Consider the following 18,748-nt stretch of genomic DNA (forward strand, 5'->3'; position numbering starts at 1 on the left):
TTTAGTCCTCCTGCTCGAATTGTGTTAAGAACCGCTGATCATTAAGGTAGAAATTCCGGATGTCTTCAATGCCGTATTTCAGCATCGCGAACCGGTCTGGGCCTAAGCCGAAGGCGAAGCCGCCGTAAACATCAGCATCCACCCCGGCACTCTTCAAGACATTCGGGTGAACCATGCCGGCGCCCAGCACTTCGACCCAGCCGTTGTCCTTGCTGGTGACGTCATCGCTGCCCGCCGTCTGCCCCCAGGAAACATCGATCTCCACGGAGGGTTCGGTGAACGGGAAATAGCTGGGACGCAGCCGAATCTTGCGGTCCGCCCCAAAGATGTGCTTGGCCAAGACTTCCAGCGTTCCCTTTAAGTCGGCCATGGTGATATGTTTGTCGATGACCAAGCCTTCCACTTGGTGGAACTGGTGGGAATGGGTGGCATCGTCAGTATCCCGCCGATAAACCCGGCCCGGGGAGATCATCTTCAACGGTCCTTTAGAAAAGTCGTGCTTCTCCAGCGTTCGCGCCTGCACTGGACTGGTTTGCGAACGCAGCAGCACATCCGGCGTGATATAGAACGTATCCTGCATATCCCGGGCCGGGTGGTCCTTGGGGACATTCAGCATTTCAAAATTGTAATGTTCGGTCTCGACTTCTGGACCGTCAACGACTTGATAGCCCATTCCCATGAAGAGCTGTTCCACTTCGTCCATCACCTGATCCAGGACATGTTCTGTACCCCGGTGAATGGGTCGGCCGGGCAAGGTCACGTCAATGGTCTCTTTCGCCAGCTTGGCCTGCAGCGCCGCGGCCGCTAACGCCGCATGGCGGTCTTCAATGGCCGTGGTCAGCGCATCCCGCACGGTGTTGGCAAAACTGCCCACCTTGGGCCGTTCTTCGGGGGTCAAGTCCTTCATCCCCCGCAGAACGCCCGTGAGCGCGCCCTTCTTCCCTAATACCTGGACCCGAATATCGTTCAAGCCACTCAAGTCCTGAACAGCAGCAATCTGGGCCAAGGTATCTGTCTGGATCTTGGTCAATTCATCTTGTAAAGCCATGTGTCTACCTCGCTTTATTGATTGAGCGGCACAAAAAAAGGACCTCATCCTCAAGGGACGAGATCCGCGGTACCACCCTAATTTTATTTAGCCAATACTAAATAACACTTGATCTGGATAACGGTCATAGACCGGACACCGTTACTGAGTTGACTAACTCGCCGTTTCGCAGTGCCGACTCCGAAGGGAAAAGGCCGAATCGTTGGCAGCCTTACAGCAAGCGGCCGCCTCTCTGGGCTGATTCGACACTTGGTCTTCATCAAGGTCGTTTCTTTATCTATGCTTCATCATAGAGAGCTTTTGCAGAAAATGCAAGGGACTATTGGCATTCTTCCGATGTGATCCATTGGTCCGCCCATTCGTGGATGGCCCCCATCACCGGCTGCAGGGAAGCCCCGCGGTCAGTCAACCGGTATTCGATCAACACGGAATGGGGATACGTGACCCGTTCCACGAAGCCCTCGGTTTCCAATTCCCGCAGCCGCTCGACCAAGACCCGGTCAGAGCAAGTCGGCACCATTGCCGCTAATTCTTTGAACCGTTGATTCCCGTTCTTGAGCAATGCCTCAATAATCAAGCCATTCCATTTTTTACCAAGAATACTGAAAATCTTGGCAAATTTAGGACACAAACCTGCGTCACTGCACGGTTCAACGGCCACGACCGTTTTTTCACTTTCCATATTATGTCACCCCGTTTACTTACTAAGGGTAAGTATATAGAAAAAGCGCGTCAGATGCAAGGAAACATCTGGGCACGCTTTCCTCTATCAATTAAAAGGTCGAAATCAAGCGTTTCTTCAGTTCGCGCCATTGCCGCCGGGCAGTGGGCTTGCTGAATTCTTTGACCGCTGCGTAGTCGTCCACGAGGGAAACGACCCAGCTTTCTTTATAGCGCGGCAAAGCGGCCGTGGCGCCGAACATGTGCTTGAGGATGATATCCCGTTCCATATCAGACAACGGGGTGATCTTCTCAGCGTTGTGCACGGCGATGCGCGGATGGATATAGGCGTGGGTGCCTAAGTCAAATTTCGTATTGCGCCAGTCGTAATAGAACATATCGTGGAGCAGACCGGCGCGGGCCAGCGCCCGGCAATTCAAATGTAATTTTTTACCCAACAAATAACTATCATAGGAAACGGTGATCGAATGCTGCAAGCGATCTGTGTAGTGGTGCTGCGTATACTCAGCGAGTTTTTGGACTTGGGGGGTAGCCAGGAGATCATCCACATAGCTGCGGTACTCTTCGTTTTCTTGCCAAGGAAGCTTAGACAATATAACAGTCACTCCTCTAGAGTTTTTAATTCTCACCGAGCATTATAGCATGTTTCCAAAACAAAAGCGCCCCACCGGTGCGGTAATGGAACCGGTAACGCGCAAAATTTAATAATTCCTTAGGCAACGAAGTGGAACATCAGAATACCAGCAGCGATGGCCGCATTCAGCGATTCGGCATGGCCCGGAATCGGAATGACTAAGTTGGCAGTCGTTTGACTGCTTAACGCCGGATCCATCCCGGCCCCCTCGTTCCCAATGATCAGGCCAAACGTTGCTGTTGGCTGGATCGTCCGGTAGTCAACGGCCGCATCATTGACCAATGTACCGTAAACCGGTGCCTGTTCAGCCTGCAATTGCTTGATCGCATCCGCCATGGGGGCTTGGACCAGCCGCAGATGGAATTGACTGCCCTGCATCGCCCGGACAACTTTGGGATTAAACGGCCATGCCGTCCCGACCCCGATGATCACCCCAGCAAAACCGGCTGCATCGGCGGTTCGAATCATTGTACCGACATTACCCGGATCCTGCACAGCATCTAAGAGCAGCCAGCCGCCGGTCAATTGCGCGGGCAGGCTGACGTCGGGAATGGGAGCGATGGCAAACATCCCCTGATTAGTTTCAGTGGCGGCCAAGTGGTTGGCCACCTGGTCGCTGATCATGATACTTTGATCATAGAACTGTTTCACAATGTGGTCATCTTGATGATTCTCGGTGATGAACAGCTGTTTCAGTGCCACACCAGCTTTGACCGCTTCTTCAATTAAGTGCGGCCCTTCTAAAAAGTAGTTGCCGCTCTTGGTTTGGTATTTCTTGGTTTGCAGCTTAATGGCCGTTTTGATCTGGTCATTGTGGACGGATTCAATATATTCCAATACGATTCCTCTTCTCTTGAGTCTATTCCCCATTATGCAACCGGGTGGCGGCATAGTAAAATGGGAATGTACAGCATTGTTAAATTTTGGAGGGTGACTTTATGCGCGCAGTCAGTTTACATGTTTTCGGTCGGGTCCAAGGCGTCGGTTTCCGCTGGTTAACCAAGATGGTGGCGGATCAGCTCGGCGTCACCGGTTTCGTGAAAAATGAATTCGACGGGTCCGTCTACATCGAAGCCGCTGGCGAAGAGGAACCATTAGATAAATTTATTGGGGCGATCAAGGCCTCTCCCACCCCCAGCGGCAAAGTGGACCGGGTGGACGAAAAAGAGCTCTCTCCCCTGCCCAGTTACCGCGGTTTCAAAGTTACTGGCTGATTTTCCGGCCTTTGGTCGTATTGCCAATGCCTTGCGTTTACTTTAAGATTAGGGCTATTGACTAAAAGAGAACGGAAGGTATGTTGTGTTGAAAAAGAAATACATGCGTTATGCCCTGATCCTGGCCAGCTTGGCCGTGCTTCTGGTCGTTCTGGGCGGCTGTGCCCCGCAGAACATGACGACTATGAAACCGCCCACCAGCGGACCAATGGGCTGGACTTATCAATACTTAGCGATTCCGCTGCGCCACTTCATGGCCTGGTGCGCTAAAATGATCAGCGGCCCCAACGCCTATGGCTGGGGCATCCTGATTTTGACCGTGATCATTCGTTTGATCATTATGCCGTTAATGCTCCATCAGCAAAGCAAGACGACCTATCAGCAGGAAAAAATGGCCGCTATTCAGCCTCAACTGCAATTACTGCAGAAGTTCCAGAAGCGGGATGACCTGACTATGGAACAGAAACAGCAGTTATCCGTAAAGCAAATGGAATTGTTCAAGAAAAACAATGTTTCCATGCTGGGCGGCATCGGCTGTTTACCCATGCTGATTCAGCTGCCGATTCTGTGGGCGTTGTATCAATCTATTCAATTCACTCCGCAAATTGCCCAAGCCACTTTCTTTGGGATCAACCTGGGCCAGCGTAACTATCTCATCGCCATTTTGGCGACGATCGTCGCCGCTGCCCAATCTGGCATGATGCTGATCGGCGTGCCGGAAGCCCAGAAGAAAACCATGATGACTACTCTGTTTCTGGCGCCTTTGATGACCATCATGTTCACCCTCTTCCTGCCAGCAGGTTTGGGTCTTTACATGTTAGCCACCAACCTGGTCATGGTCTTCCAGCAAGCAATCACCACCTGGATCATCCAACCGCGCATGAAAGCCCGCGCTGCTCGGGAGTTGAAAGAAAGCCCAGTCGTGCAGGTCGTGACGGAGGATATGTTTGGTACCCCCGCCGCTTCAACGGAAGCCGGCGGTGCCGCCGCCGATCCCGCCCTCACTGCGATCCACGAACGCAACCGGGAACGCAATGCTGGGAAACAGCAACGGCCGCGTAATTTTTGATTTCTCTGATAAAAACGCTCGTCATCCAAGCGATGGCGAGCGTTTTTCACGTCTGGTGGATCTCAAACTGAGAGATCGTGCTTCGTACGCCGTGCCAAGCTACGCAAGCTCCGGCAAAATGGGCTGGAACGCCATGACGGCGCTTTGAGCCCGCTACGCGGTCTCAAAGTCGCCTAACGGCATATAATCTCGCCAAGTGCGGGCGAGATTATTGCCGTTCCCATGGCTGAGCCCATTTTGCCTCCGCTTGCTACGCATTGGCACTCGGAACGCTGGAACTGACGTCCACTTCCTAAATAATAAAACAGCCCTACTGATAATCCAGTAAGGCTGTTCCTGCTACGACATTTTAATAATCCCCGGCGGCAGCTCATCATCGTCGTCATGGTCATCCTTCGCCTCCGCGGCCTCTTCCGGCGGCAGCTCGCCCTTGTACAGCGGCAAGTCGATGCGGAAGACGGACCCGTGGTCAACCACGGATTCAACGGTGATATCGCCGCCGTATTCCGTAACCAGCCGGTGGGCAATGGATAAGCCCAGACCATTCCCGGACACATCCATGTCCGACCGGGCTTCATCGGCCCGGTAGAAGCGGTTGAAAATCTGGGGCAAGTCTTTGGGCGCAATGCCTCGGCCGAAATCTTGGACGACGATCGATACCGTCGATTGATCGGTGGCAGCGCTCAAGTGGATTTCTTTCCGGTTGCGGGAATACTTCATCGCGTTGTCCAGCAGAATGATCAGGACTTGTTCGAAGTGGTTGCGATACATCTGAATGGCAGTATCGGGCGCCAAATCGAAGTCTTTTTCAATCTGGAAGTCGCCATGGAGCATAACCGTATTGTTGTAGACCGTCTTCAATACCGGCAACACCAGCGTCACGGCATTGGGATAAGTCGTGGCCGCATTGTCGGCTCGGGTCAAATCCAGCATTTCTTGAATCAAATGCTTCATTCGATCCAGCTCCTGCAGCGATGCGCCCAGAGATTCAGACAACACCTGGGGGTCGTCTTTGCCCCAGCGGTTAAGCAGTTGCAAATGACCCTCCAGCACCGCCACGGGGGTGCGTAATTCATGGGACACATCCTGGACAAACCGTTGCTGCTGTTTGATATAGCGTTGTATCGTATCCAGCATCCCGTTGAATTCGCCCACCAATTGGCTGAGCTCGTCATTACCCTTTAGCGCCGGCACCCGGACATCGGTATTCGGGTCATCGTGGACCACCGTCATGGTTTCCGTCATTTGGCGAATCGGCTTGATCAGCTTATTCATCAAAACGAGGGCAACGATCACGATCAAAACAAAAACTAAGATCCCGATGAGGACAATTTGCCAAAGCAGCCGCTGCATACTGGCATTAAATGTATCCATTCGGTCATAGACGATCGCCGTCCCAATATGGTCATTGGTGGTGGCCGAGTGCACCTGCCGGGTGGCGATCAGATGCTTACCGCCATCTGATCGGGTATACTGAAACCCTTCGGCCGTGCGGCTGGTATATTTGGCCTCCGGCGAGCGGGTCGTGAAGACCAATCCGCCATGGAGATCGTAGACAGACACGGTGATATCTTCCCGCGACAGCTTTGCAATGAGAGAGTCTGAGAAGAAATTAGTCTGCTGCTTGGGAATGGGCAAACTATCCGTATCCGCATTAATGTAATTGGGATTAAGCAGCGGATTCACGCTATTCATGGTCACTTCACCCTTTAACGGGGCCAAGCGTTGTTCCACCGCCGTCAAGGTATCTTGCACGGATCCCTGTTCCCGGGACAGCAAAATTTGCGCCACCGACTGATAGAGCACGCCGGCAAAGATGGCAAAGAACAGGACCATCGTGCCAGCCACGATCAGCGTCCACTTCGTCCGCAGGGAGAGACGCCAGTCTATCCGGTGCGGCTTGGTTGTTTTCTGTTCGGCTCTATCCATAAGCAGACATTAGGAACGCATCACGTACCCGGTGCCGCGGACGGTTTGGATATAGCTGGCCTTATCGGGTACGTCGATCTTGTTTCGCAGATACCGGATATAGACATCGACAACATTAGTTTCCGCACTGGAATCGTAACCCCAAACTTTGCGCAGCAGCACATCCCGCGACAGGACAACATTGATGTTCTCTACCAGGGCCAAGAGCAATTCATATTCCCGCTTGGTCAATTCGATGACTTCGTCGCCCCGGCGGACGATTCGGTTCTCCTTCTCAATGGTCAGATCCCGATACGTGATGGTGTGCTGCTTATTCTTAGAATGAGCGTTCTCAATGTCGATCCGCCGCAACAGCGCCCGTAAGCGGGCCAGCAGTTCTTCAATGGCGAACGGCTTAACGATATAGTCATCGGCCCCGTGATCCAGCCCAGATACTCGGTCAATGACCGAGTCCCGCGCGGTCATCATGATGATCGGCGTATTCTTCTGCTGGCGCACCCGCCGGCAGACTTCCAAACCGTTCAGTTCGGGCAGCATGAGATCCAGCAGGATTGCGTCCCAATCGTGCTTCAGTGCTGCCTCCAACCCAGTCCGGCCATTGTTGTGGACCTCTGTCTTATAGCCCTCGTGTTGCAATTCGAGTTCGACGAAACGGGCCAAATTCTTTTCGTCTTCAATAATCAATATACTTTGCATTGTGCCGTAGCCACTCCTATTCTTGCCAAATGATTCACATGTAATAAAGGGAAAATTTATCATTCATGAGCAGATTTGTTTTAATCTTACCACAGATTGACAGCAGAAAAAACAGGGGCGTGCGCCCCTGTTCCAATAATTCTATCCGTAATGGATACTGATTATTGTTCCTTATACCAAGTGTAGTGGAACACGCCTTCGCGGTCGTTGCGCAGATAGGTGTGCGCCCCAAAGTAATCCCGTTGAGCCTGGATCAAGTTGGCCGGCAATACAGCACTGCGATAAGAATCGTAGTAGTTGATGGCGGCAGAGAATGCAGGCGTCGGGATCCCAGCTTGAACGGCCAGGGAAACGACGTCCCGGACACTCTGCTGATACTTGTCCGCAATATCTTGGAAATACTTATCCAGCAACAGGTTGCCCAACTCTGGATCGCGATCGTAAGCGCTGGTGATCTCTTGCAGGAATTGCGCCCGGATGATACAACCAGCGCGCCAAATCTTGGCGATCTCACCAAAATTCAAGTGCCAATCATATTGCTTAGAGGCCGCGTTCATCTGGGCGAAGCCCTGCGCATAACTCATAATCTTAGCAAAATACAAAGCTTCCCGAATCTTTTCGATCAGCTTGTCCTTGTCGCCAATGTCTGCCTTGCCAGTGTGGACCGGTAAGACTTTGCTGGCAGCAACCCGCTCATCCTTCAAGGCCGAAATATAACGGGCATACACGGACTCGGTAATCAGCGTTTGCGGCTGGCCAAGTTCCAAAGCATTCTGAGAAGACCACTTGCCCGTCCCCTTGTTGCCGGCAGCGTCTAAGATCACGTCGACAATCGGCTTACCGGTACCAAGATCATCTTTACGGGTCAAAATATCCGCCGTGATCTCAATTAAGTAGCTGGACAATTCGCCTTTGTTCCATTCAGCAAAGGTATCAGCCAGCTTCTCCGGGGTTTCACCCAACAGGTTCCGAAGCAAGTTGTAACTCTCGGCGATCAATTCCATGTCGCCGTATTCAATTCCGTTGTGGACCATCTTCACGTAGTGGCCGGCACCATTGGGTCCAATATAGGTCACACAGGGAGCGCCATCTTTAGCCTTAGCGGAAATCTTAGTCAAGATCGGTTCAACTAAATCATAGGCTTCCTTTTGGCCGCCCGGCATCAAGGAAGGACCTTCCAAGGCCCCCAGCTCGCCGCCGGAAACACCCATGCCGATAAAGTTGATCCCGGATTTATCCAGTTCCGCGTTCCGGCGCATCGTGTCTTCGAAGAAGGTATTGCCCCCATCAATCAGGACATCGCCCTTGTCCAGCAACGGCAGCAGTTCGCCGATAACCATGTCGGTCGGTTTGCCGGCCTTGATCATCATCACGATCCGGCGCGGCTTTTCCAATGAATTCACGAAATCTTCGAGTGTATAACTGGGTACCAGCTTTTTGTCGCTATGTTCCTCAGCGACGGCCTTGGTCTTCGACCCGGTCCGATTGAAGATAGCGACTGTATAGCCGCGGCTCTCAATATTCAAAGCCAAATTCTTACCCATGACGGCCATGCCAATGACCCCAATTTGTGGTTTATCCATTACCATACCTCCAGTTTTCAGTTTCACTTACATCTTAACAGAAAACTCCGCCAATCTCAGTCTTTATGCTGATCGGTATCGTCTTTATCGTCTTTTTCTTGATCTTGGAGCAGGCTCTTTAATTTGGCCAACTCTGGATTCGGCTTGGCGTCCGCCTTCTTCTGCGCTTCGTATTCGGCTTCAGAAATAACATGCCAATCCTGTCCGGCAGGCATCACATCCTGTTTGGCCTCTTCGTCAGTGAGAATCTGTGACGGCAGTTCCAGAACAACGTGATCGCTGACGGCGCCGTAGATGTCGATCATATCATGGGCCATGGGGATGGTCAGCGCTTGGTGGGTATCCATCAGCTTCTCTGCTGGTTCACTGCCCCATTGTTCCTGAGGAATCCATAACTCGGTAAAGGTAAAATCTTGGGCGACCCGTACTGGAGCGAGGGAACGGGTGGAATGGGCCGTCACTTCCCCAGTAGCGTGCGCGGTTGCTAACCAGCCGGCGCCATCTGCCTTGATCGTGCCTTGCACGTGATAAATTGAGGCATCGCTAATGTCTTCAAACCGTTCAGCAATTTCCGGCATTAGCGGAACATCCCGGTCAAATTGAATTTCCCGATTGCCCTGCTTGCGCAAGTCGGCCTCGGTCCACTGTAACATGCTAATAATAAATCATCCTTTCTCTCTCCGAATGGGGGCCCGACCAAAATTCTGCTCAGTCCCGTTAACTAATGTATACACACGGTCAGCCTGAACCGTCAAGCCATAAGGTGCCGTGTCCGCCCCGCTCTGGGCATTGACCCGGGTTAAAAGCGTATCCCCACTGGCTTTGCGGATCTGCTTCAAGTACCTCTGCCCTGCTGAAGTAAAGCCCAGAATGCGCAGCGGCACCGCGACCTGCGTCATGGCATCAGTGTGCAAAGCCAGCAGCGTATACAGCGCAACCCGGCTCAACCGGCTGTACGTAAAGCGCTTAGTCTTCACCCGCTTCAACAGATCAGTCAGACTGGCCGCCTGACGGTTCTGTTGAATGAAACGGTACTCCAAGCCCTCGGTCATCTGATAGATTTCCCGCAATTCAACAGGGGACATCGTCAATAACCGATAATGCAAATAGGGCCAAAAGTCAGCCCACCGGCTGCACTGGGCTGTCTGGTACAGCGGCCAGGCCGCCGCTGGAACAAAGTCAGCCATGGCCGCTGGATGATCCCGCAACCAGCTGGCACTGGCAAACTGCTGGCGCGTCTGAACGGCATCGTGAGCCACGGCCACCCGCGGCACCGGAATCAACGCGAGCGGCTGGGCCAGCTGAGCATTGGCTGATGCGTAGCCTAACGCCAAAATAACGTTAGGGTCATCCAAGGTAACGTGCAGCGTTTCTTGATAGAACGTATTGAGCTGGGTGGCGTAAGTCTGGGAATAATCAACAAAACCCGCCGGATGGGCCGGCAAATCGGCAATTTGCCGGCCCAAATCAGCGTAATCCAAGTCCGGCTGCTCAGTGCCAAAGGCTAATGCCTGGCATTGTAACGCGGCCAGCGCCTGGACGCCCCCTTGCGCAAAGCGGTCTGCAGGCTGAACCGCCGTGCTCAGCGGCAATTCCACCACCAAATCGGCACCGTTAGCCACCGCGGCTTGGGCTCGGATCCACTTATCAAACAACGCCGGTTCGCCGCGCTGCACATAATTCCCACTCATGGCGACCACAGTCACATCCGCTCCGCTCAACCGGCGAGCTTCTGCTAATTGGTAGCGGTGGCCGTTATGAAAAGGATTGTACTCCGCAATCACGCCTACTGCATTAAGCATGCGGTCGGATCCCTTGCAAGAACCAGCGGGTCGTATCCGCAGTCACTGGGGCCGTGCCAAAGTCAGCCGTCGCTTGTACATCGATAAGTCCCGCTTGGGTCAACCCCCGCTGATAATCCGCTAATGGGTACGTCCGCTCATGCTGAATTTCCATCGCCCGGGTGTATCCATCAATTTCTTCATCATAAGTGAAGAAAGTCAATTCATGCTCCACGCTGTGGGGCAGCTCGCCGGCATAGGTGGTCCAAAGAAAGGCACTGTCTTCGGTAATATCGTTGTACATGAAGCCCGGAAAAACGTCGTCGGTCTGGTGAAGCGAATGTACGTCGCAGAAGAAGTACCCGCCAGGGACCAAAACCCCGGCGGCGGCCAGCAAAGTTTCCTGAACCGCGGTGAGATCCGGCAGATAGCACAAACTATCATCGAAACTAGTCACCGCATCAAATGTCCCCAGACCGGCCAAGCGGCGCATATCGCCCTGAACCCAGGTCACGTCCACACCCGCTTGTTCAGCCCGCGCTTCGGCCAGAGTCAGCATCTCCGGCGATAGATCAAGACCAGTGACCGTCCAGCCGGCCTGAGCCATTTGGACGGCAAAATCCCCGCTGCCGCACCCTAAATCCAGCAGTGTTCCCGTCATCCCAACGGGCATGCTGCTTTGGACGTAGTGCTGCCACCGGGGATACATATCCTTATCCATCAGGCGGTCATAGACCTGGGCGAAGATGCTGTAATCTACGCGGTGATCCATTGGTGTACATCCACCAGCGGGGCGTCAGACCACAGCTTCTCCAAATTATAAAATGCCCGTTCTTCCTTGGTAAACACATGAACGACCACGTCACCCAGATCGATCAGCATCCAGCGGGAATCTTTCTTGCCCTCAACGCTTTGAACGGTCACCCCAGCAGCCTCTTCCGCCTCAATGATGCCCTCAACGATGGCCTGGACTTGACGTTCAGAATTGCCGTGCATAATGACGAAATAATCCGCCAACAGGCTGACTTCTTCCATATTCAATGCGACGATCTCTTCGGCATGCTTCTTATCGGCCGCTTCTACAGCGACTTGTAACTTTTCTGCACTTGTCAAAAAGTTATTCACTACTCCTTTAATTGTCCGCCGGGTGGCCGATACGGCGCACCCAGGCATTATAACTGGTGAATGTGAGCGGATAAATCGGCTCTTGTTTTTCTACGAGGTACTTCAGTTCATGACTCAGCTGAAACAACACGCCGGCTTGCAAGCTCTTGGCCGTGACGGCGCGGGCGTCATCCACCCCGGGGAAATGGCGGCCGGGCTCAATGAAGTCAGCCATGTAAACGATTTGGGCCAACAATGGCATCTCCGGAGCGCCAGTGGTGTGTTCCTCAACGGCTTGCAAAATCGCCGGGTCGTGGATAGCCAATTCATCTTCGATGAAATAGATCCCCACGATACCGTGCCAAATGGCATTGCCGTAATCCAGCAACGCCGCCGGCAGATGGTGGTCATGAATCGCCTGAATAAAATCGGCATCGGGGATCTGCTTAGCGTAATCATGAACCAGACCGCCAACTTTCGCCCGTTGAACGTCCCCGCCGTATTGCTCAGCCAGCTTGACCGCTTCGACGCTGGTCCGCTGACAATGGGCGAAGCGCTTGGCCGTCATGCGGGCGGCCACCCGTTTCTCTAGCTCGTCCCAATCATAGGGCACGATGGGCTCAAGCGTGTTGTTTTTCATATAACTTGTGCTCCTTAATATAAGCGGCAACGCCATCCGGGACCAGGTAGCGGATCGACTCGCCTTTAGCCACCCGATCGCGAATACCGCTGGACGAAATGGCCACTTGGGGCACATCCACCCAAATTACCGGGTACTTGCTGTGGATCGTTACGCCGGGCCGGCGAACGGCCACGAAGGTGACGATCTGGACCAGTTTATCGATTTCATGCCAATTAGGCAAATCGTTGACCATGTCCGCGCCAATGATGAAGTAATACTGGGCCAGCGGATCGCGCCGTTTCAATTCTTTGATCGTATCAATTGTAAATGACTTGCCGCCCCGCCGTACTTCCAGTTCATCTAAGCAGAAATGGGGATTGTCAGCGATGGCTTCTTTCACCATGGCGACCCGATCCTTCGCCGGAATCGTGTTTTTACCTTGAATATGCGGGGGCTGGGCATCTGGAATAAACAATACCCGATCTAAGTGTAGAGCGTTTACGACCCCCTCCGCAATCAGCAAATGGCCCAAATGCGGCGGATTGAACGTGCCGCCGAGAATACCAATCTGGTGGCCGCGGATGCTTTGGACTAGTACCCGCTTGATTTCCGTGGCAATCACCGGCGCCTGGACCGACACGACCCGAGTGGCCGTGTGCGTCGTCGGCGCGGCGCTGAGTACTTTCTTCCCCATTAGGACCGCCCCAGGGCCTTGACTTCCGCGGAGATGTGCTGGTTCTTCTCCTTTTCTGCCGGCCGATAGAGCAGCGCGGTCTTGCCGATGGTCTGGGCCACCATAATGCTGGGCAGCGCGTTGGTCAGAGACGTCAGCGCTTCGTCCAGAGATACTTCGGCCGCTGGCAGCAGAGAGACTTTGATCAGTTCCCGCTTGGCGAGGGCCTCGTCAACTTGAGCGATGAATTCTGGAGTGATGGCGTTTTTGCCCACTCGAAACAAGGGCTTCATCGTTTGCCCCTTGGAACGTAAGTAATGCTTTTGTTTACCAGTTAATGCCATATTAGAAATTCCTCCGTTAGTTGTTGCCGATCAAAGAAGGCCGCACGCCGACCCCGATGCCCTGGGGTGTATACACATCCACGACGACGCGGCCGGGCACGTTGACCCAACCCAGGCCGGCAATAACGATATCCGACCGATCCGGCGTCGTAAATTCTTCGTGGTGCATGTCCGGAAAATCAGCCAGTTCCGCAGTGCTGGGCGGCGCCAGCAGCTCGCCGCGGTGTTTGTCCCAAAAGGCATCCGCATTGATCAGCTTGGTCCGATGCACCAACAGGTCATTGTCCACATAAACCGTGAAGCTGCCGGCTGCACCAGAAACAAAGTCGATCCGGGCTAAGCCGGCTAAAAAGAGTGTCTGACCAGATTGAAGTTGGAAAACCCGCGGGCGCATTTCTTTTTGCGGCGCCACCAGTTTCAAATCCTTGGCGGATAAAATATGGGCGATCTGCTGAGTTTGAATGATCCCTGGGGTGTCGATCAGCTTTTGACCGTCATCCAGCGGAATTTCGATCCGATCCAGCGTTGTCCCCGGGAAGCGGGATGTGGTGACTAAATCTTGAATGCCGGCGGTCTCCTTAATGATCGCATTGATCAGCGTAGACTTGCCGGTGTTCGTCGTGCCGACGAAATACACGTCCCGGCCCCGCCGTTTCTTTTCAATTAATTCCAGCAATTCCGGAATCTGCCAGCCCTTGGCGGCACTGACCAGTTGAATGGCTTCGGGCCGCAAACCCACTGCATGGGCCTGACGGCGCAGCCAGTCGGTCACCCGGCGGCGCTTCACCGAATGGGGCAAAACGTCAGCTTTATTGCCGACCAAAATGACCGGGTTATGGCCGACGAAGCGGTGCAAACCCGGAATGACACTGCCGGTGAAGTCAAATACATCCACCACATTGACGATCAGCGCGTCCACAGCACCCAGCGCATTCAACAACTGAGTAAATGTGTTAGCCTCTACCGGCACATCGGTGATTTCATTGTAATGGCGCAGCCGGAAGCAGCGTTGGCAATACAGTTTGTCGCCACCGTCTGCCAGCTGTTTGGTCAGGGCACTCGCCGGAATATAGCCGGCGAGTGCCGGGTCGGTCGTTTGTAATTTTGCACCGCAGCCGATGCAATACAGGTCTTCTGTCGTGATAATTGTCTCCTTAATAGTTGGGGGTTATCTAAACTTCTCATGATTTTCGCTGCTCCACGGTTTTGTCCAATCGTGGACCCGGATCAAGTGGCGCAAGGGCTTCTCTAGAAGGCGGTTAATGCGCGTATTCCAGCCGTCAGTGTCAACAAGGGGAGCAACCAGGATCGTGTCCACGCCCGCCAGCGACCCGGCGAGAACATCGGTGAAGAATTGATCGCCAACCATCACCGCCTCTGACGCATCAATGCGGAATTCTTTCAGAGCGCGTTTGATGCCCACCGGTAACGGTTTAAGCGCCCGGGCGACAAACTGAATCGGCAAGTCGGCCAAGGCTTCAGCGACGCGATGGTGGTTGTTGTTGGACACGACGATCACCTGGATCCCTTGCTTGGCCAGCGTGCTGGCCCATGTCCGAACTTGGTCGAGGGCGTCCTTCTGGTTCCAGGGAATCAGAGTGTTGTCCAGGTCTGTGAGGACATACTTTTTCCCCCGAGCTTGGAGTTGTGCTGGGGTGACAGCGAAGATTGATGATACTTTCCAGGTTGGCCAAAAGCCCATGAACGTGCGTCCCTTCCTTGCGTTTTCTATCTTTACATTATAATGGAAAGCCGTATTGAAAGCTACCGGGGTGGATTGGAGGGGCGTTGATTGCCGTGCCAAGTGCTCCGCATTGGCACTACTTCCCCTGTGCATCAATGATTATTCCCAATTAATTCCAATCTTGATCCCCGTCAATTATTCTTTTCCTTTTCCCCCGTAAACTGTAGTCAATCAGTAAAACGAAAGCAGGGATAAAGATGTTTGTTCAACAACATAAATATCAGCTCATGGTGGCCGGTGGCGGGGCAACGGTATTGGGCTTGGCAGCGAGTCAGTGGTTGGCGGGCCCGGTGGGGGCCATACTATTGATTCTTGGCACACTGTTAGCAGGCGCGCCGATTGCCTGGAACGCATTGGCGGCGTTGCGGGTAAAGGTGATCAGCATTGAGCTCTTGGTGACTATCGCCGTGGTCGGCGCGCTGATCATCGGTGAGTATAACGAAGGGGCCATCGTCACTTTTCTCTTTCTCTTCGGGGATTGGCTGGAAAGCAAATCATTGGCCAAGACCCGCAGCGCGATTGAGGACTTGGCCACGGCGCTGCCGGCCACAGTGAAGAAAATCAATGCTGACGGCAGTCAAATAGATACTGCCGTGACGAATTTGGCTGTTGGCGACACAATTCAGCTGGCCCCAGGGACCACCGCCCCAGTGGACGGGCAAGTAATCGGCGGCACGGGGCTGCTGGATGAATCCCGGATCACCGGTGAACCGGAGGAGCGACGGAAAACTGCCGGTGATCCGGTCTATTCCGGCAGCACAGTAACCAATGGCAGTCTCCAAGTGCAGGTCAGTCAAGTCGGCGATGACACAGTCTATGGCCAAATCATTGAGCTCGTCGAAGACGCGCAGGATGCGCAATCACCAGTGGCGTCGTTCATTCAGCGGTTCGCTAAGTGGTATACGCCGCTGGTCCTGCTGATTTCTCTGACGGTAGGTTTGATTACTCGGGACACCCGCTTGGCCATCACAATTTTGGTGCTCGGCTGCCCCGGGGCCTTGGTGATCGGCGCACCGGTGACCAACGTTGTCGGAATTGGTACCGGGGCCAAACAAGGCTTGCTGCTGAAAGGCGGCGACGTGGCCAGCGCGCTGAATCAAATCGATACGCTGGTGTTCGACAAAACTGGAACGCTCACCGCAGGTCGGACCAGTGTGCAACATGTTGATTGGTTCGTTGACCCGGCAGACAGAAAGCAATGGCTGGGGCACATTGCTGCCGCTGAGAAACAAAGCAGCCATCCCCTGGGCCAAGCGCTCATTGCTTACGCCGACCAACATGACGCCGCTGCTGATGCGGCAGCTTCCGAAGCACCGCAGGTGGTGGCTGGTCAAGGCTTGACCGTCAGTACACTGGCTATCGGCAATGCCCAGCTCATGACCAGCCGGGGGGTCAGCCTACCGGCATTACCCGCGTCCACTGCTTCTCTGGTTTATGTTGCGGCTGGTACGGACTTGATTGCCCGATTTGCCATCACCGACCCCGTCCGACCGCAAGCTCGGGAAACCATGGCGGCATTAAGAAAACAAGGTATCCAGCACCTCATCATGCTCTCCGGAGACACACCAGCGGCCGCCCAACGAATTGGTAATCAGATTGGTCTGGACGAAGCCAAAGGCGGCCTGCTGCCGGCGGATAAAGCCGCCTACATCAAGCAGCTGCAAGCTCACAGTCAGCATGTTGCCTTTGTCGGGGACGGGATCAACGACAGCCCCTCTCTGGCCCAAGCCGATGTCGGTATTGCCATGGGCAGCGGCACGGACGTGGCCATGGACACCGCAGACGTTATTCTGATGAATAATGCCCTGCCCGCCTTGAATCGGCTTTTCACGCTGGCTCGCCGGATGACCCGCAATGTCACAGAGAACATTGCCCTGGCTGTGGGCACCGTTGCTCTGCTTCTGCTAGGCTTGATTGCCGGTTTGGTGACCATGGGCAGCGGCATGCTGGTTCATGAGGCCAGTATCTTGCTGGTGATCGCCAACGCACTGCGGCTGCGCCGCATTCCTCAGAAAAAAGCAGCAAACTTGACGCCGGTCAATTTTTCTAACGCCGTTGTGCCGGATAATAACCATGAAAGCCATTAGGAAAGGAAAATTCAACAATGCAAAAAGTAACGATCAAACTCGGCGGCATTACCTGCCCCAGCTGCCTGCAAAAAATTGAAGGAGCCATGCACCAAATTAACGGCGTGCAAAGCGCCAAAGTCTTATTCAACGCCAGTAAACTGAAGGCCGTCATTGACCCGGCCCAAACTGACGCGCAAATCCTGGCTGACGCGGTGACCAAGCTGGGTTACTCCGTCGCCGCAATCAAGAAACAGGAGGCTTAACCCATGACCACTGCTGAAATTGAGACCGCCTATGCGGCGGAACAAAAACAAGTTGATCACGATCACCACGTCCCCACAGCCGGCGCCATGTGCGGCCACATTATTGCCAACAACGTCGTTCTCACCACAAAGATCCAGCAAATGCGCTGGACGCTGACCGGCGCTGCCCAGGCTGCCGACGAGAAGCTGCTCTGGCAGTTCACCAAGGACCTGACCCGCCAACGGGACCGTTTGATTTCTGCCCTGCTCGACGAAGGGGAAAACATTCCCACAACGACCGCCGAATTCACCCAGTACACCATGCTGAAGGAAGACCCGCGAATCAAGTACGCCACCGCCGACCAGATGATGGCACTTGTGGTTGAAGACCTGGACACCAGCATGATGTTCATCACCCGGGCCATTGCCCTGGCAGAACAGGAAGAAAAGCGGCCCCTGGCTCTGGAGTTGACGCATCTGTTAGGATGGTATCAGCACAGTCTGCGCCAATTGCAGGATCGCCTGGGCCGACCCTTGACCGCTGGCCGCCCACTATTGGCCGAAGACGATGATGATGACTAAGTAAGAAAGGACTGACCGCCCATGGCAACCGTATTACACCACTGTACCCGCCTGGTACCGCTGTTTGCGGAACTGTCGCAACCGGCGAAAGACGAGATTGACGCCCTCACCCAGGATCGGCAGTTGCAAAAAGGCGAACAGATCACCCGTCCCGGCGACGGAGAGGGGTTAGTCGTGGTCGCCCATGGATTGTTGAAGACCTACCAGCTTTCTGCCAGCGGCAAAGAACAATTGCTGTCGATCACCCAACCGGGCGGTTACGTCGGCGAACAAGCGCTGCTCGGCGCGCCAAATCCCAATGCCTACACGGAAGCCTTGCAGGCGAGCACGGTCTGCTTCATTGATCGCAGCGACTTCACCCGGCTGCTGCTGGACCATCCTCGCTTAAGCGTGGCCCTGCTCACCGCCACCGCCAAAAAGATCCAGCGGGCCGAGCAGCAAACCGGTTATCTGGCGGATGAATCCGTCCCCGACCGGATCCAGGCTTATCTGCAGGATCTGCGCACGGAGGCTGGCACCGATACCGTGACGATTCCCTTCGCTTGGAAAGAGCTAGCCAACTATTTAGGTACGACGCCGGAAACCATGTCTCGACAGTTGAAGATCATGACCACTGCCGGCATGATTTCACGGCAAGGTAAAACGATCACCTTTTTATGTCAATGATACCCAATACATGCCCGCCAACGCTTTCCCGCTGGCGGGCATTTTCTTTACCCATCGTTTACCTAAA

Annotated in this window: 22 protein-coding genes; 6 read left to right on the plus strand and 16 right to left on the minus strand. The window is 54.0% G+C overall.

What is annotated here, in order from left to right:
- Window position 1 precedes the first annotated feature (1 nt).
- The 4 genes from pheS to FMM01_RS05760 all read right to left on the minus strand — a co-directional run bounded on the left by pheS (window position 2) and on the right by FMM01_RS05760 (window position 3,200).
- On the minus strand, window positions 2-1,048 hold the full coding sequence (pheS, locus tag FMM01_RS05745; protein ID WP_063515929.1) for a phenylalanine--tRNA ligase subunit alpha: 1,047 nt from the start codon (window positions 1,046-1,048) through the stop codon (window positions 2-4).
- A gap of 319 nt (window positions 1,049-1,367) precedes the next feature.
- The gene (locus FMM01_RS05750) at window positions 1,368-1,730 is read right to left on the minus strand and encodes a winged helix-turn-helix transcriptional regulator (RefSeq protein WP_150391887.1); all 363 of its coding nucleotides are present in this window, start codon (window positions 1,728-1,730) and stop codon (window positions 1,368-1,370) included.
- A gap of 91 nt (window positions 1,731-1,821) precedes the next feature.
- Window positions 1,822-2,325 (minus strand): HD domain-containing protein, encoded by a 504-nt coding sequence (locus tag FMM01_RS05755; RefSeq protein ID WP_027828468.1) that lies wholly within the window; start codon window positions 2,323-2,325, stop codon window positions 1,822-1,824.
- Window positions 2,326-2,441: 116 nt separating this feature from the next.
- Window positions 2,442-3,200 (minus strand): TrmH family RNA methyltransferase, encoded by a 759-nt coding sequence (locus tag FMM01_RS05760; RefSeq protein ID WP_150391888.1) that lies wholly within the window; start codon window positions 3,198-3,200, stop codon window positions 2,442-2,444.
- A 101-nt stretch (window positions 3,201-3,301) separates the two neighbouring features.
- On the opposite strand from FMM01_RS05760, the gene FMM01_RS05765 reads away from it, so the two are divergent.
- Both FMM01_RS05765 and yidC read left to right on the plus strand, forming a co-directional pair.
- On the plus strand, window positions 3,302-3,577 hold the full coding sequence (locus tag FMM01_RS05765) for an acylphosphatase (protein ID WP_035440274.1): 276 nt from the start codon (window positions 3,302-3,304) through the stop codon (window positions 3,575-3,577).
- An 85-nt stretch (window positions 3,578-3,662) separates the two neighbouring features.
- On the plus strand, window positions 3,663-4,646 hold the full coding sequence (yidC, locus tag FMM01_RS05770; protein WP_150391889.1) for a membrane protein insertase YidC: 984 nt from the start codon (window positions 3,663-3,665) through the stop codon (window positions 4,644-4,646).
- A 339-nt stretch (window positions 4,647-4,985) separates the two neighbouring features.
- Here the strand turns inward: yidC and FMM01_RS05775 are convergent, their stop codons facing one another.
- The 12 genes from FMM01_RS05775 to FMM01_RS05830 all read right to left on the minus strand — a co-directional run bounded on the left by FMM01_RS05775 (window position 4,986) and on the right by FMM01_RS05830 (window position 15,080).
- Window positions 4,986-6,575, minus strand: coding sequence for a HAMP domain-containing sensor histidine kinase (locus FMM01_RS05775; protein ID WP_081674772.1), 1,590 nt, complete (start codon window positions 6,573-6,575; stop codon window positions 4,986-4,988).
- A gap of 9 nt (window positions 6,576-6,584) precedes the next feature.
- The gene (locus FMM01_RS05780; protein ID WP_027828471.1) at window positions 6,585-7,271 is read right to left on the minus strand and encodes a response regulator transcription factor; all 687 of its coding nucleotides are present in this window, start codon (window positions 7,269-7,271) and stop codon (window positions 6,585-6,587) included.
- A 161-nt stretch (window positions 7,272-7,432) separates the two neighbouring features.
- Window positions 7,433-8,854, minus strand: a complete 1,422-nt coding sequence (gene gndA, locus FMM01_RS05785) for an NADP-dependent phosphogluconate dehydrogenase (RefSeq protein ID WP_027828472.1) — start codon at window positions 8,852-8,854, stop codon at window positions 7,433-7,435.
- 56 nt (window positions 8,855-8,910) lie between these two features.
- Window positions 8,911-9,507 (minus strand): DUF177 domain-containing protein, encoded by a 597-nt coding sequence (locus FMM01_RS05790; RefSeq protein ID WP_150391890.1) that lies wholly within the window; start codon window positions 9,505-9,507, stop codon window positions 8,911-8,913.
- 12 nt (window positions 9,508-9,519) lie between these two features.
- Window positions 9,520-10,656 (minus strand): nucleotidyltransferase, encoded by a 1,137-nt coding sequence (locus FMM01_RS05795; protein ID WP_150391891.1) that lies wholly within the window; start codon window positions 10,654-10,656, stop codon window positions 9,520-9,522.
- Complete coding sequence (locus tag FMM01_RS05800) at window positions 10,649-11,407, minus strand: class I SAM-dependent DNA methyltransferase (RefSeq protein WP_150391892.1); 759 nt, start codon at window positions 11,405-11,407, stop codon at window positions 10,649-10,651. Before FMM01_RS05800 ends, FMM01_RS05795 begins: the two co-directional genes overlap by 8 nt.
- Window positions 11,392-11,748 carry a ribosome silencing factor gene (rsfS, locus tag FMM01_RS05805; RefSeq protein ID WP_027828476.1) on the minus strand — a complete coding sequence of 119 codons (357 nt, stop codon included), beginning with the start codon at window positions 11,746-11,748 and terminating at the stop codon, window positions 11,392-11,394. The genes FMM01_RS05800 and rsfS overlap by 16 nt, the downstream gene beginning before the upstream one ends.
- Window positions 11,749-11,767: 19 nt before the next feature.
- On the minus strand, window positions 11,768-12,379 hold the full coding sequence (yqeK, locus tag FMM01_RS05810; RefSeq protein ID WP_150391893.1) for a bis(5'-nucleosyl)-tetraphosphatase (symmetrical) YqeK: 612 nt from the start codon (window positions 12,377-12,379) through the stop codon (window positions 11,768-11,770).
- Window positions 12,360-13,055, minus strand: coding sequence for a nicotinate-nucleotide adenylyltransferase (locus FMM01_RS05815; protein ID WP_051225279.1), 696 nt, complete (start codon window positions 13,053-13,055; stop codon window positions 12,360-12,362). The genes yqeK and FMM01_RS05815 overlap by 20 nt, the downstream gene beginning before the upstream one ends.
- Entirely contained in the window at window positions 13,055-13,378 is a 324-nt protein-coding gene (locus FMM01_RS05820) for a YhbY family RNA-binding protein (protein WP_146994285.1), read from the minus strand. The genes FMM01_RS05815 and FMM01_RS05820 overlap by 1 nt, the downstream gene beginning before the upstream one ends.
- Before the next feature lie 16 nt (window positions 13,379-13,394).
- Window positions 13,395-14,525 (minus strand): ribosome biogenesis GTPase YqeH, encoded by a 1,131-nt coding sequence (gene yqeH / locus FMM01_RS05825; RefSeq protein ID WP_150391894.1) that lies wholly within the window; start codon window positions 14,523-14,525, stop codon window positions 13,395-13,397.
- Window positions 14,526-14,546: 21 nt separating this feature from the next.
- Entirely contained in the window at window positions 14,547-15,080 is a 534-nt protein-coding gene (locus FMM01_RS05830) for a YqeG family HAD IIIA-type phosphatase (RefSeq protein WP_027828481.1), read from the minus strand.
- A gap of 239 nt (window positions 15,081-15,319) precedes the next feature.
- On the opposite strand from FMM01_RS05830, the gene FMM01_RS05835 reads away from it, so the two are divergent.
- Genes FMM01_RS05835 through FMM01_RS05850 form a run of 4 tightly spaced genes read left to right on the plus strand, consistent with a single transcriptional unit; the run spans window position 15,320 to window position 18,681 of the window.
- Window positions 15,320-17,209, plus strand: a complete 1,890-nt coding sequence (locus tag FMM01_RS05835; protein WP_150391895.1) for a heavy metal translocating P-type ATPase — start codon at window positions 15,320-15,322, stop codon at window positions 17,207-17,209.
- Between the two features lie 17 nt (window positions 17,210-17,226).
- A complete protein-coding gene (locus tag FMM01_RS05840) occupies window positions 17,227-17,454 on the plus strand; it encodes a heavy-metal-associated domain-containing protein (RefSeq protein WP_027828483.1) in 228 nt (75 codons plus the stop codon).
- A gap of 3 nt (window positions 17,455-17,457) precedes the next feature.
- A complete protein-coding gene (locus tag FMM01_RS05845) occupies window positions 17,458-18,015 on the plus strand; it encodes a ferritin family protein (RefSeq protein WP_150391896.1) in 558 nt (185 codons plus the stop codon).
- A gap of 21 nt (window positions 18,016-18,036) precedes the next feature.
- Window positions 18,037-18,681: a Crp/Fnr family transcriptional regulator gene (locus tag FMM01_RS05850; RefSeq protein ID WP_150391897.1), complete on the plus strand. Its 645-nt coding sequence runs from the start codon at window positions 18,037-18,039 to the stop codon at window positions 18,679-18,681.
- Window positions 18,682-18,748: the final 67 nt, after the last annotated feature.

The organism is Schleiferilactobacillus harbinensis (assembly GCF_008694105.1).
Classification (GTDB): Bacteria; Bacillota; Bacilli; order Lactobacillales; family Lactobacillaceae; genus Schleiferilactobacillus; species Schleiferilactobacillus harbinensis.

Coding starts and splice junctions, on each gene's coding strand:
- pheS (WP_063515929.1), bottom strand. CDS start 1,048: ATGGCTTTACAAGATGAATTGACCAAGATCCAGACAGATACCTTGGCC.
- FMM01_RS05750 (WP_150391887.1), bottom strand. CDS start 1,730: ATGGAAAGTGAAAAAACGGTCGTGGCCGTTGAACCGTGCAGTGACGCA.
- FMM01_RS05765 (WP_035440274.1), top strand. CDS start 3,302: ATGCGCGCAGTCAGTTTACATGTTTTCGGTCGGGTCCAAGGCGTCGGT.
- FMM01_RS05775 (WP_081674772.1), bottom strand. CDS start 6,575: ATGGATAGAGCCGAACAGAAAACAACCAAGCCGCACCGGATAGACTGG.
- FMM01_RS05780 (WP_027828471.1), bottom strand. CDS start 7,271: ATGCAAAGTATATTGATTATTGAAGACGAAAAGAATTTGGCCCGTTTC.
- gndA (WP_027828472.1), bottom strand. CDS start 8,854: ATGGATAAACCACAAATTGGGGTCATTGGCATGGCCGTCATGGGTAAG.
- FMM01_RS05790 (WP_150391890.1), bottom strand. CDS start 9,507: ATGTTACAGTGGACCGAGGCCGACTTGCGCAAGCAGGGCAATCGGGAA.
- FMM01_RS05795 (WP_150391891.1), bottom strand. CDS start 10,656: ATGCTTAATGCAGTAGGCGTGATTGCGGAGTACAATCCTTTTCATAAC.
- FMM01_RS05800 (WP_150391892.1), bottom strand. CDS start 11,407: ATGGATCACCGCGTAGATTACAGCATCTTCGCCCAGGTCTATGACCGC.
- yqeK (WP_150391893.1), bottom strand. CDS start 12,379: ATGAAAAACAACACGCTTGAGCCCATCGTGCCCTATGATTGGGACGAG.
- FMM01_RS05815 (WP_051225279.1), bottom strand. CDS start 13,055: ATGGGGAAGAAAGTACTCAGCGCCGCGCCGACGACGCACACGGCCACT.
- FMM01_RS05820 (WP_146994285.1), bottom strand. CDS start 13,378: ATGGCATTAACTGGTAAACAAAAGCATTACTTACGTTCCAAGGGGCAA.
- FMM01_RS05830 (WP_027828481.1), bottom strand. CDS start 15,080: ATGGGCTTTTGGCCAACCTGGAAAGTATCATCAATCTTCGCTGTCACC.
- FMM01_RS05835 (WP_150391895.1), top strand. CDS start 15,320: ATGTTTGTTCAACAACATAAATATCAGCTCATGGTGGCCGGTGGCGGG.
- FMM01_RS05840 (WP_027828483.1), top strand. CDS start 17,227: ATGCAAAAAGTAACGATCAAACTCGGCGGCATTACCTGCCCCAGCTGC.
- FMM01_RS05845 (WP_150391896.1), top strand. CDS start 17,458: ATGACCACTGCTGAAATTGAGACCGCCTATGCGGCGGAACAAAAACAA.
- FMM01_RS05850 (WP_150391897.1), top strand. CDS start 18,037: ATGGCAACCGTATTACACCACTGTACCCGCCTGGTACCGCTGTTTGCG.